Source organism: Paraburkholderia franconis (assembly GCF_009362735.1).
GTDB classification, from domain to species: domain Bacteria; phylum Pseudomonadota; class Gammaproteobacteria; order Burkholderiales; family Burkholderiaceae; genus Paraburkholderia; species Paraburkholderia franconis.
Genome location: NZ_WHNP01000008.1, coordinates 125,097 through 137,408, shown reverse-complemented (window position 1 = coordinate 137,408; position 12,312 = coordinate 125,097). Strand labels below are relative to the sequence as shown.

Below are 12,312 nucleotides of genomic sequence, written 5' to 3'. Positions count from 1 at the left end.
TCGTCCTGGCTCCGGCATCTGTGATGGGGCAACGCAAAACGAGACGGAATAGCTTCCGCAGCCAAATCCTTTCTCAATCGATCTTGCCGATCTGGCGAAGAGCGAGCCGGCGCTCGCGACGAGCCTGGGCATGTCGATCGTGGGTTCGGCCGTCGTGATCTCGCCGGCAGCGCACGCAAAGCGCGAGCGCCTGATCGAATGGCTGCCCGGCGCGCTCGAAACCATCGACGACCTCGACGATTTGCCGGGCGCGGCCGTCTGCGGCGCGTACATGCATTGCAGCTACTCCGACCTGCCGACCCGCCATGCGATGAAGCGCGGCATCAGCCAGCTCGTGCGCAAGAAACTCGACTCGCTCGGTCTGCTCGCCCACGAGGCGGAAGTCGCACGCGCCCCCGCGTCGCAAGAACAGGCCGACCGCAAGCCGCTGATGATCGTCGTGCTCGAATGGTTCAACGGGGGCCATTCGATCTATCGCACGCATTCGCGCACGATGCTCGCGGCGCGCGAGCGCTTCGAAGTCGTCGCATTCGGCGAGGCGCAGCACGTGGACGAAGCAGGTCGCGCCGTGTTCGATCGCTTCATCCCGTTCGAGCATCCGGAGTATGTCGGCGAGATCGTCCGGCAGGTGCAGAACTTCGCGCGCGACAATCCGCCCGCCGTGCTGTACATGCCGAGCGTCGGCATGTTCCCGCACACGATCTTCATGACCAACGTACGCGTCGCGCCACTGCAGATCGCGGCGCTCGGCCATCCTGCGACGATGCACGCGTCGTGCATCGACTATGTGAGCGTCGAAGAAGATTTCGTCGGCGATCCTGCGTGCTTCAGCGAAAAGCTGATGCGCCTGCCGAAAGACGGCCAACCGTATGTGCCGTCGAAACTGCTCACCGACATCACGCCTGGCATTCCCGAGCGCGGCGCGTTCATCGACATCGCTGTGACCGCGAGCGCGATGAAGCTCAATCCGCGCTTTCTCGGCGCGTGCCGGCGGATCATCGAAACGGCCGGCATTCCCGTGCGCTTCCACTTCATGACGTCGTGGGCCGAAGGTCTCGATATCGCCTACGTGCGCCGGCTGATACAAGCGGCACTGCCGCGCGAAAACGTGCTGGTGTACGGCGGGATGAGCTACCCGGCCTATCTCAAGGTCATGAACACGATGGACATGTTCGTGAGCCCGTTTCCATTCGGCAATACGAACGGCATCGTCGATGCGCTCACGCTCGGTCTACCCGGCGTCAACCTGTGCGGCGCCGAAGTCTTCGAGCATATCGACAGCGGGCTTTTCGGACGCGCGGGCATGCCCGCCTGGTTGACCACGTATTCGATCGACGAATACGTGCGCGCCGCCGTGCGGCTCGCCACGCGGCATCCCGAGCGCGAGATGCTGCGGCGGCGGTTGATCGACGAAAAGGCCGTCGAACGGATCTTCGAGGGACGGCCCGAAGCGTTCGGCCGGATCGTGCAGGCGCTGGTGAATACGCAACGAGAGGCAGCATCGCGCTAACGCATCACGCGGCAATTTCCCACTTCGCAGCCAGCAGGCCGGCCGCTCGCGCAGCACGCCGGCCTTTTTTGATCACCGCCACAGCCGGTCGAAGCGCCGCGTGTACTGCAAGTCCATCCCCTGGAACGTGCCGCCGTACGCGGCCACCGACCAGTAGCGCGTCAGGTTCACGGTTGCCTTGATCGCGTTGCTCGCCGACTGCAGGCCCTGTTCATAGCCGATCACGAGCCACTCGCTCATCGCCTTCGACACCATCACGACCTGCGGATCGGTCAGCCCCACTTCGCTTCGGCCGATCGAGAATTCGTCGAGCCCGAACTCCTGTGCGATCCGCTTGCCGCTGGCACTGCCGAGCAGCGCGAGCGCCGTCGTCATCGTGCTCTGCTGGCCGACGTTGTTGCCCTGGTCGGTGCCGTGTCCGAACAGCAGCCACGAGAGCTTTTCGTTGTCGGGCACGGACGGCTCCGACACCAGCTTCGCGACGGGCGACTGGATCGTGCCCGTCACCTGCACGCCCGCCTCGACCTGCTGGTTGCGGCGCATCGCGAGAATGTTGATGCCGGGATTCGCGACCGGCCCGTTGAACGTGAAGAAGCCGTTTTCGATGCCGAGCTTGCGGCCGAACGCCGTATAGGTCGAACCTTCCGTCACGCGCACGTTGCCGACCGCGCGCAGCGGCATATTCGGCGCGCTCAACGCGGTGATCGTGCCGCGCAGGCCGACGTCCGCGCCCTGGCCGCGGAAGCGGAATTTCTGGCCGAGATCGATATCGATGTTCGCGCGCGGCGCCAACGCGCCGACCGGCTTGTTGGAATTGCCGGTTTCCTGCGGCTTGCCGCCCGCCACCGATCCGTCCGGGCGCACGACCACGACGTCGTCGCCGAGACGCGGCTCGCCCTTCTCGGGCATGTCGAACATCGCATGATCGATGACGAACTTGCCGTTGATCGCGAGCCCGCCCTGAGCGCCGGCGTTCGCCATGCTCGCGCTGCCCGACATCGTCAGCTGCCGGTCCGGCGCTGCGAAGAGTTCGAGCTTGTCGGCGACGATGTTCGCGGTCAAATCGGGCTCGGCGTTGTCGAGCCGCACGCGGCCCGTCGCGCGCAGCGTGCCCGATGCGCCGTGAAACTCGACCTGCTGGAAATCGACGAGGTTTTCGGAGAGTGCGATGTGCACCACGCCGTCCTTCAACTGCACGCCCTGATCGACGAGCGTCGCCGACAGTCCGTCGCCAAGCAGCGAGCCCGACAGGTTCGGCTTCGCGACGGTGCCGCCGAGCGCGAGCTTCAGCGCCAGATGGCCGTCGAGCAGATAGCTCGGCCCGAACAGGCCGCCCGTCGTCTTCAGCGATGGCACGTTCGCATTGATGCTGCCCGTGAGCGGCCCTTCCTGGTTGAGCGTCAGCACGCCGTCGCGTGGCACGAGCGCCGTATGCGCCGACGCGTCTATCACACCGATGCGGCTTGCCTGCGCGTGCACGGTCGCGTTCAGCTGATTGCCGCCGCTGAAGTCCGCGCGCGCGGCGATGTCGCTGATGCCGACGGGCGCATAGCCGCGCCCCACTTCGAGCGTGATGTCGCCGCCGCGCCGCTTCAGCTCGATATGGCCCGTCGCCGTGTCGGCGAGCGCGAAGTCCCAGTTGCCGTCGAAGACGAGATCGGTCTTGAGCGTCGACGGCACGCCCGTGAACTCCTGGCGCAATTCGAGCATCCGCGCGACCGACACGCCCGTCAGCGTGCCCGCCGACCGGATGCGCCCGTGATCGAGCGCGAACGACTTCAGATCGAGCACCGCGCCTTCGAGCGTCAGCCGCGTCGCGCCGAGCGTCACGCGCTGGCCGCCCGCGCTGACGGTGAGCGGCGATTCCATGTTCAGCGCGGGCGTGCCTTTGTTCGACAGGCGCGTGACGGTGCCATCCCAGTGCGTGCCGTCGCGCGCGTCGGTCAGCTTGCCGTTCGCGGCCAGCGCCAGGTCGAGCGGCCGGCCTTGCAGCGTCCCCTTCGCGGCGGCGTCGAGCGTATGTTTCGCGCGCGTGCCGTTCAGGCGCGCGGTGAGCGTGTTCAGCTCGACGCCCGCCGTGCCGACATCGCGCGCGTCGGTCGTGAAGACCATCGCGCCGTTCGCGCCGTCGCGCAGCTCGACGTGCCCTTCCGCATGCCCGAGCTTGTTCGACGCGAACACGACGTTTTCCGCCTTGTAGTCGAGCGCGACATTCGGATGCTCGAACGTGCCCGTCACGTCGCCCTGCGCCGCGACGAGACCGGCGAGACCGAAGCCGAGCCGTTCGAGACCGGGGGCGTCGACGTGAAAGCGCAGCCGGTCGCCGCGCGCGCCGAAGCTGCCTTGCAGGTCGACCTGATTGCCCGCGACGGAAAGATTCGCGCGGCTCGGCAGGATGCGCGAGCCGGCCAGTTGCACGGTGCCGCTGCCCGTCATCGGCAGGCCGTCGTAGACGCTTTCTCCGAGGCGGAATTCGGCTTTCGTCGTGAACACGGGGCCCAGCACGCCCGCCGCCGACAGCGTGCCGTTCACGCGCGCTTCGATCTTGCGCGACGCGGGGGCTCTCGTCGGTGAATTCGCCGGTGAATTCGCCGCTGTTTTCGTGGGCGCCTTCGTAGGCGAATCAGGCGCGCCCGTCGCGGAGTTCCGGCTCTTGCCCGACTTGCCCTTTGCTGAGCCGCCCTTGCCCGCCGATGCCGCCGCGCGCGACGGCGTTTGCGTGGTCAGCGTCAGCGGATCGAAATCGGTCAGCGTCGCCTTGAGGTTGTACGTGGAGTGCTCGTCGCGCTTGATCGCGCCGTTCAGGTCGATGCGGCCTTTGCCGGACGTGATGCGCACGTCGTTGAAGCTTGTGCGCGCCGGGTCCAGCGTGATCTTGCCTTGCGCGCGCAACGCCGACTTCGGATCGTTCAGATCGAGCGTGACGCTTTGTATATCGTCGTTCAGCCGGATCGAGACGGGCCCGGCGAACTGCGTCGCGAGCACGCTCGCTTGCAACGCGTTCAGGTCCAGCTTCGCGACCTGAAGATCGAACTGCCCGCGCTTGCCCGTCAGCGTGCCGGCGCCCGTTACGGCCGCGTCCTTCACGAGCCGCACGTTGAGGTTGGAGAGGCGCTGCGCCTGCGCGTCGAGCCGCACGTCGACATGCGCGTCGATCAGCGGCAGCAGGTGCTGGTCGATCGAGCCGGGCTTCGCGTTCACGATCGACACCGCGCCTTGCACAGCGAAAGCGCGCGCGCCGCCAGCTGAGCCAGGCCGCGATGCCGGCGTAGGGGCGCTCGCTACGCTTGCTGGATGGGCGGAACTGGCGACGCTGGCCGGGCTCGCGGCCTTGGCCGGACTTGCGGCAGCCACCGAATCCGCCGCGCTCGCCGCACCCACGCTGCTGGCGCCGCTCGCCGCGTCATGCATCACCTCATGCCCCGCCGCGTCGCGCTGCACGGGCTGCAATTCGGCGCGCACAGCGAGATCGGCAAGCGGCGCGCCGGGCGCGAAAGCCTGCGGATTCACGTGATCGAAAGTGAGCGTCGCGCGCTGCAAAGGCACGTCGGCGAACGGCGTCGCCTCGACGCGCGCATGGCCCGCCAGCTTCATCCCCGTCGCGTCGAGTTCGGCGACCAGCGTTTCGAGGGTGCCGGACAGATGCGCGCGCACCTGCACCGGCTCGTCGTTGACCTTGCCGGAATAACTGGCGTCGCCCGTCAGCGGAAACGGCCGCGCACCGTCGAGCTTCGCCGCCGCCGTCACCGCGCCGAACGGCGTGTCGAGCCGGTCGACGGACGCCTCGTGATGCCGGCCGTCGCTGCGCCCGTGGAATAGCAGCCGCGCGTATTCGGACGTCGATCCGCCTTCGTGCAGGATCAGCCTGTCGACGCTCAGATCGCGCACGGCCAGTTGCAGCGGCACGCGCAAGTCTTTGGGCAGGCTCATCGGCTCGGACTTCGAGGGGGACGGCGCGATGCGCGCGTCGACCGTGCCCACGTGCAGATAGTCGACGACGAAGCGCCAGGGCTTGTCGGACAGCGCCCATCGCGCGTCGATGCGGTCGATGCGGATATCGGTGCCGCTGCCGTCCAGACTGCGCCAGCGCACATCGCGCAGGTGCAGGCCCGTCGCGATCGCGCCGCCGTCAAGTTTGCCTTCGAGCTGCCCATGCAGCAGCTTCACGGCTGCCTGCCACGCGTAAGCGGTACCGCGCTCGGTGACGAACACGCCATACAGCGCGCCGCCGATCAACGCGACGAGCACGACGGGCACGGTGATCCCCCAGACGATCGCCGTCCACAGCCGCCTGCCGCCGCACGGCTTTTTCCCGGGCGGCGGCGTGCCGGACCCATCCGGGCCGCGAGGCGGCTCGCCGCCAGGCGGGTTGCCGCCTTGCGGGTTCTCTGATGGATTCGCGGATGTGTCCGTCGTCATGCTTGGGAATGGCTATCGGGTTCGGTGTGGGTTCAGTGAAAATCAGAAGGCGATGCCGAGCGTCAGATAAGGCCGCACGCTCTTGTTGCGAATGCCATAGGCGAGATCGACGTTCACGGGACCGACGGGGCTGCGCCAGCGCGCACCCATGCCGACGCCCGGATAGAAGACCTTTTCGCCCCAGGTATCGGTAGCCGTGCCGATGTCGAAGAACACCGCCGCGCCCCAGTCGCGGTTGAACCAGTGCTGATACTCGGACGAGCCCGTCATCAGATACTTGGTCGGCAGAATCGAGCCGCCAACGTTGTTACCGATACTCTGATACCCGTAGCCGCGCACCGAATTCGAGCCGCCCGCGCGGAACAGCAGAGACGCCGGCACGCCGCTCGACGGGCCGCTCGTGAATACGCCGCCCAGCTCCGCGCGGAACACGATCAGGTCGCGCGCGCCGACGGGCACGTACTGCTGGCCACGCGCATAGCCGCGAATGAAGGTCTGGTCGGTCAGGAAGCCCTTCACCGCGAAGCCCGCCTCGACGTGCAGCAGGTTGCCCGAGCGCGGGAACAGCGGATCGTCGGTATTGCGGCGCGTCCACGACCAGGCGGGCACGAGCGCGCGGCTCGTCGTCGGCGCCTGGGTGTTCTGGTCCAGCCGGTCCTGGTAGTACAGGATCGAGTACGCGTAGTCGATGTACTGCGATGTGCGCGTTCGCTGCACGCCCGCGCGCATACTGTAGATGCGCGTATCGGACACGTCCGTGCTGGTGTACGACGCGATCGCGCTATTGGTCCAGCCACGGCGTCCCGGCGGCATCGCGAGCTTCACCTCGCCGTACTGCTGGATCTGGTCGAGCCGCCCGGCGACGGAAAACGGCCACGCCGCGCCGAATGTATCGAGATACGAATACGAGCCCTGAATGTGCGCGCCCGTGTCCGTCGAATAGCCGACGCCGCCGCGCACGCTGTTGTACGGGTACTCGCTGACCTTCACATGCACGGGCGTTTCGAGCGGCTTTTCCGTATCGTTGCCGACGTCGATCGCGACGCTCGCGTAGTACGGCGTGTTCTGCAACTGGCGCTGCAGCTCCGTCACGCGCTGCACGTCGTAGACTTCGCCCGGCGAAATCGGATTGACGTTCTCGACGATGCGCTCCGGATAGCGCCGCGGCCCCGACACGTCGAGCTTGCCCATCGTGAACGTCGGGCCGCTGTCGAAGGTGACGGACAGTTTTGCTTCGTGCGTGCGCGGGTCGACGCGCGCCTCGGAGCGCGCGATCTTCGCGCCCAGATAGCGGCGCGCCTGAAGCGCCTTCAGCGCCGCGTCCTTCGCGTCGTCCCAGTCCGACTGCGTGAACGGATCGCCCTCGTGCAGCGAGAACGCAAAGCGCGTCGCGTTTTCCTGCGTGGGGTCTTCCGTCAGCACCGGGCCGCGAAACGACAGAGAAATCGACGAAATCGTCGTGCGCGGGCCCGGATCGACGAAAACGTGCACCTCTTTTTTATCGTCCACCGTGCGCACGTCGGTCCGCACGACGGGCGTGAAATAGCCTTGCGTCGACGCGAGATCGCGCACCTGCTGCGGCGTCGCCGTCACGAGGAAATCGAACTGCTCGGGGGAGATGTCGTCGCGTTTCGCGAAGCGGGAAATGTCGAGATGCTCTTCGAGCAGCTTGCGCAGCGAACGCGGCTCCGCCTCGACTTCCACCTTGAACGACGGCTTCGCGCGCGCGGCGTGGGCGTGCGACGCCGTCATCAGCAGCAGCACGCAGAGCCCGCACGACAGGCACGCGCGCAGCAACGCCGCCGCATACGATGCACGATGCATCGCGGGACGGTTGTTCACCAGGATTTCGTTGCGGCGTTTGCATGACCGCTCGATGGCCCACCCCGCCAAACACGACCTCCGGCTCTTATTGACGATTTGTTGAACAATGCCGACACCCCGCCAGTCAAGGCGCAGGGGAACCCCCGCTATTTGACCACATCGGCGCTCGCGCGCAATTTATCGAACGCGCCACGTCAGCCCGTGCGAACGCACATTGACGCATGCCCGACGCATGTCACGGGTGCCCGCCTTGGACGCCACAGGCCGCTCAGCGGTTCCGCTGACTTTTCGCTTGGCCTGCCCGGGCTTGCGGTAAAATCCTGCTCTGCACCGGCGGCCCCGCCTTCCAGGCCATCTTTCGGGCGCCGTCACCTTCATTCACGGACGTCGAGCCATGTATCAATCGGATATCACGCAGTTCCTGAACCAACTGAAGCAGCAAAAGCCCACCCTGGAGGAAGAGCAGCGTCGCGGCCGCGCGCTCCTGTGGGACAAGCAGCCGATCGACCTCGACGAACGCGCGTCCAATCAGGCTGCGCGCGTGAGGCAGACGCCGTACGTCTACTACCAGAACTTCTAAGTGACCACCGCCGACGAGGCCCGCGCCGCAACGGAAAAGTCCGATACAGCGCTCGCCACGCCCGCTACCGACTCGACGCCCGACACCGTCGACGGCATCGCTTTCGCTCGCCTGTACGGCGAGCCGCTCTTCAAGCTGCCGCAGGACCTGTACATCCCGCCGGACGCCCTCGAAGTCTTTCTCGAGACCTTCGAAGGCCCGCTGGATCTGCTGCTGTACCTGATCCGCAAGCAGAACTTCAACGTGCTGGACATTCCGATGGCCGAAGTGACGGCCCAGTACCTCGGCTATGTCGAACAGCTGCGCAAGACCAATCTCGAACTCGCGTCCGAATATCTGTTGATGGCGGCGATGCTGATCGAGATCAAGTCGCGCATGCTGCTGCCCGTGAAGAAGGCGGACACGGGCGAGGAAGCGGAAGACCCGCGCGCCGAACTGGTGCGCCGCCTGCTCGAATACGAGCAGATGAAGCTTGCGGCGCAGCGCCTCGACCAGTTGCCGCAGCTCGGCCGCGACTTCCTGCGCGCCGAGGTGTACATCGAACAGAGCATCACGCCGCGCTTCCCTGACGTGAACACGGACGACCTGCGCGCCGCCTGGGCCGACGTGATCAAGCGGGCGAAGCTCGTCCAGCATCACAAGATTTCGCGCGAAGAGCTGTCCGTGCGCGAGCACATGAGCGTAATCCTGCGCAAGCTGCAGAATGCGCGCTTCATGGAGTTTTCGGAGTTGTTCGACACGACGCGCGGCGTACCCGTCGTTGTCGTGAACTTTATCGCGATGCTCGAGCTGTCGCGTGAGTCGTTGATCGAAATCACGCAGGCCGAGCCGTTCGCGCCGATTTACGTGCGGCTGGCTTACCTGCCGGCCTGACAGACGGCGGCGTCGACGCGGGGGACAATCGTTGCGTCATACTCCCGCCTTAGCCGTCCGCGCACTCGCAGCAGAGCCTTCCGGGCGCTCCAGCAGATGCGCTCCCGGCAATGGCTGCGGCCCCAAAACCAGGGGCGAGACCCGGCGCCAGGCCAGGCGTTTACCCGCCGCCTCGATTTGGTGCACCACAACAACAAATCCACTACAATCCCGCGCTTCGAAGGCTTCAAAGCCGGCCCGGCCGGCTCTGCGTGGATATCACGAAAGCGCGCGACATTTCGCGCAAACGAGACAACCGCGAGCTATCCAGCGCCGCCGTTAGCGGCCCGAATGGCTCACAACACCGCCCGATCATGAAAGTCATCAGCTCGATCCAGGAATTGCGCGACCAGTTGCGCGGCCAGAACCGCACCGCCTTTGTGCCGACGATGGGCAACCTGCACGAAGGCCATCTGTCGCTGATGCGCCTCGCGCGCCAGCACGGCGACCCGGTCGTGGCGAGCATCTTCGTGAACCGCCTGCAATTCGGCCCGAACGAAGACTTCGACAAGTATCCGCGCACGCTCGAAGCGGACATCGACAAGCTGCAGAAGGAAAACGTCTACGTGCTGTTCGCGCCGACGGAACGGGACATGTATCCGCAGCCGCAGGAATACCGCGTGCATCCGCCGCACGACCTGGGCGATATCCTCGAAGGCGAGTTCCGGCCCGGCTTCTTCACGGGCGTCTGCACGGTCGTGATGAAGCTGATGTCGTGCGTGCAGCCGCGCGTCGCGGTGTTCGGCAAGAAGGACTATCAGCAGCTGATGATCGTGCGCGCGATGACCGAGCAGTTCGCGCTACCCACCGACATCATCGCCGCCGAAACCGTGCGCGACACCGACGGCCTCGCGCTCAGTTCGCGCAACCGCTATCTGAGCGAAGCCGAGCGCGCCGAAGCGCCAATGCTCGCGGTCACGCTCGGGCGTGTGCGCGAAGCCGTGCTGTCGGGTAGCCGCGATTTCGCGAAGCTGGAGCAGAAGGCGATGGCGTCGCTCGCCGCGCGCGGCTGGAAGCCGGATTACGTCGCGATCCGCAAGCGCTCGAACCTTGTCGCGCCCGCCGCGCACGAACTGGACGCGCCGCTCGTCGTGCTCACGGCCGCGAAGCTCGGCGTGACGCGTCTCATCGACAACCTGGAAATCTGAACTCAACCGCGGCGCCGGCACGGCGCCAATTCGCGCCCGGGCCAGGCCCAACGCGGGCCCAAGCTGCCAAAGCAGTAGCAACGCCAAAGGATTAGCCATGCAACGCAACATGCTGAAGTCGAAGATTCACCGCGCAGTGGTCACGCACTGCGAGCTGCACTACGAAGGCTCGTGCGCGATCGACGAAAACCTGCTGGAAGCGGCGAACATTGTCGAGAACGAGCGCATCGACATCTGGAACATCAACAACGGCGAGCGCTTTTCGACGTATGCGATCAAGGGCGAGCGCGGCAGCGGCATGATTTCGCTGAACGGCTCGGCGGCGCGGCGCGCGCAACTGGGCGATCTCGTGATCATCGCGGCGTTCGCGAACGTCGACGAAGAAGAGCTGAAGGCGGGCTGGAAGCCGGATCTCGTGTTCGTCGACGAAAACAACGTGATCAAGGGCAGCCGCGATCACGTGCCGACGCAAAGCTGGACCTGATCTGATCGCCAGCCACGGTCACTGGCAACAAAGGCTGAAGCGGCTATCCGATCGAAAAGCCGCGTTCAGCCTTTCTTCCCGCTCCCCTTCCCGCCCGAGCCTTTCCCGTTGAGCCACGCGGTAATCGACTCCCACTGCTCCAGATCCTTCTCGACGCGGCTTTTCGCGACGTCCCACAGCGTCAGGCCGTGCGCCGCCAGTTGCACGTAGTTCTGCGTATCGCGCAGGTAGCCGAGCACGGGCAGATCCAGGCCGTCGACAAAGCGATGCAACTGGTCCGCCGACTTCGTGCGCGCATCCACGCGCATGCCGACCACGCCGATCTCGATCGCGCCTTTGCGCACCGCCTTTTCCTTCGCGAGCCGCTCGAGAAATTCCTTGGTCGCGAGAATATCGAAGATGGATGGCTGCAGCGGCACGATCACCTTGTCCGCGAGCGATAGCGCCACGTTCAGCCGGTTGCCGTGCAGACCGGCGGGCGTATCGACGACGGCCTGCTCGAGACCCTTGGGCGGCTTGGAAGGCGCGTCCGGATCGACGTGCCACGTTTCGATGGCCGGCAGCGTTTCCGGACGCAGATCGAGCCACGCGTGCGCGGACTGCTGCCGGTCGAGATCCGCGAGCGCGACCCATTGGCCCTCAGCCGCGAAATAGCCAGCCAGATTGGTCGACAGTGTGCTCTTGCCCACACCGCCTTTTGGATTCGCCACCACGATCACCGTCATGAATTCTCCCGGGAAGATGGCTGGCGCTGCCAGCCGGTTTGCCGCTCGACTTCCGGCCCGCCCGCGCTCCGCGGCCCGCCGATACGGCCTGGGCGTTTTGGCACGGCGTGGGCCGATTATTCCAGCCGTTGATAATATCGGCAAAACCTGTTGCGTCGAAGTCCCTACGCTCCCGAGTGACGCTTCCAGCCCTTTTTTTCGAGAGTACGAGGATTATGAGCAAGCTGCGCAGCGATTACACGATCGACCGGCTCCACGAACGCCAGAAAGGCTCACTGCCTGGCTTGCTGGGCGTGCGCGTGATCGACCTCGCCGAAGGCACACTGACGGCCGAGCTGACCGTTCGCAGCGAGCTTCTCGCGCCGAACGGCTTTCTGCACGCAGCGACCGTGATCGCTCTCGCCGATACCGCGTGCGGCTACGCGTGCCTCGCGCATCTGCCCGACAGCGCACGCAATTTCACGACAATCGAATTGAAGAGTAATTTTCTCGGGACGTCGACGGAAGGGACGATCCGCGCGGTCGCGAAAGGCGTGCATCTGGGGCGCAGCACCCAGGTGTGGGACGCGACGGTGACCGATCCGACCGGCAAGACGATGGCTCTGTTCCGGTGTACGCAGATGGTGCTGTACTAACCACCGCAAGCCATCAACGACAAAAACGGCACGAGGCTCACGCCCGCGTGCCGTTTTTCGTTGCGAAGCTGGCAG

9 protein-coding genes are annotated in these 12,312 nt (G+C 65.7%); 6 read left to right on the top strand and 3 right to left on the bottom strand.

From position 1 onward, the window contains the following. The first annotated feature begins 76 nt into the window (after window positions 1-76). On the top strand, window positions 77-1,510 hold the full coding sequence (locus GCT13_RS11395; RefSeq protein ID WP_407670776.1) for an adhesin: 1,434 nt from the start codon (window positions 77-79) through the stop codon (window positions 1,508-1,510). 72 nt (window positions 1,511-1,582) lie between these two features. Here GCT13_RS11395 and GCT13_RS11390 read toward each other — a convergent pair whose 3' ends face one another. Further along, window positions 1,583-5,929 (bottom strand): translocation/assembly module TamB domain-containing protein, encoded by a 4,347-nt coding sequence (locus tag GCT13_RS11390; protein WP_152757933.1) that lies wholly within the window; start codon window positions 5,927-5,929, stop codon window positions 1,583-1,585. A 42-nt stretch (window positions 5,930-5,971) separates the two neighbouring features. Continuing rightward, window positions 5,972-7,753: an autotransporter assembly complex protein TamA gene (locus tag GCT13_RS11385; protein ID WP_407670775.1), complete on the bottom strand. Its 1,782-nt coding sequence runs from the start codon at window positions 7,751-7,753 to the stop codon at window positions 5,972-5,974. A gap of 394 nt (window positions 7,754-8,147) precedes the next feature. Here GCT13_RS11385 and GCT13_RS11380 point away from each other — a divergent pair, with 394 nt between their 5' ends. From GCT13_RS11380 to panD, 4 genes are all read left to right on the top strand, one after another. After that, window positions 8,148-8,333: a DUF3460 family protein gene (locus tag GCT13_RS11380; RefSeq protein WP_087734419.1), complete on the top strand. Its 186-nt coding sequence runs from the start codon at window positions 8,148-8,150 to the stop codon at window positions 8,331-8,333. After that, window positions 8,334-9,206 carry a segregation and condensation protein A gene (locus tag GCT13_RS11375; protein WP_321574286.1) on the top strand — a complete coding sequence of 291 codons (873 nt, stop codon included), beginning with the start codon at window positions 8,334-8,336 and terminating at the stop codon, window positions 9,204-9,206. It begins immediately after the preceding gene. Window positions 9,207-9,559: 353 nt separating this feature from the next. Continuing rightward, on the top strand, window positions 9,560-10,393 hold the full coding sequence (panC, locus tag GCT13_RS11370) for a pantoate--beta-alanine ligase (RefSeq protein WP_152757929.1): 834 nt from the start codon (window positions 9,560-9,562) through the stop codon (window positions 10,391-10,393). A 97-nt stretch (window positions 10,394-10,490) separates the two neighbouring features. Continuing rightward, a complete protein-coding gene (gene panD / locus GCT13_RS11365; protein WP_028369329.1) occupies window positions 10,491-10,877 on the top strand; it encodes an aspartate 1-decarboxylase in 387 nt (128 codons plus the stop codon). A gap of 65 nt (window positions 10,878-10,942) precedes the next feature. Here the strand turns inward: panD and GCT13_RS11360 are convergent, their stop codons facing one another. Further along, window positions 10,943-11,602 (bottom strand): ParA family protein, encoded by a 660-nt coding sequence (locus GCT13_RS11360; protein WP_152757927.1) that lies wholly within the window; start codon window positions 11,600-11,602, stop codon window positions 10,943-10,945. 215 nt (window positions 11,603-11,817) lie between these two features. On the opposite strand from GCT13_RS11360, the gene GCT13_RS11355 reads away from it, so the two are divergent. Beyond that, window positions 11,818-12,237 (top strand): PaaI family thioesterase, encoded by a 420-nt coding sequence (locus GCT13_RS11355; protein WP_152757925.1) that lies wholly within the window; start codon window positions 11,818-11,820, stop codon window positions 12,235-12,237. Window positions 12,238-12,312 lie beyond the last annotated feature (75 nt).

Bases quoted from the DNA above. Each gene is read 5' to 3' on its own strand.
- GCT13_RS11390 (WP_152757933.1), bottom strand. From the start codon at position 5,929: ATGACGACGGACACATCCGCGAATCCATCAGAGAACCCGCAAGGCGGC.
- GCT13_RS11385 (WP_407670775.1), bottom strand. From the start codon at position 7,753: ATGCATCGTGCATCGTATGCGGCGGCGTTGCTGCGCGCGTGCCTGTCG.
- GCT13_RS11380 (WP_087734419.1), top strand. From the start codon at position 8,148: ATGTATCAATCGGATATCACGCAGTTCCTGAACCAACTGAAGCAGCAA.
- panC (WP_152757929.1), top strand. From the start codon at position 9,560: ATGAAAGTCATCAGCTCGATCCAGGAATTGCGCGACCAGTTGCGCGGC.
- panD (WP_028369329.1), top strand. From the start codon at position 10,491: ATGCAACGCAACATGCTGAAGTCGAAGATTCACCGCGCAGTGGTCACG.
- GCT13_RS11360 (WP_152757927.1), bottom strand. From the start codon at position 11,602: ATGACGGTGATCGTGGTGGCGAATCCAAAAGGCGGTGTGGGCAAGAGC.
- GCT13_RS11355 (WP_152757925.1), top strand. From the start codon at position 11,818: ATGAGCAAGCTGCGCAGCGATTACACGATCGACCGGCTCCACGAACGC.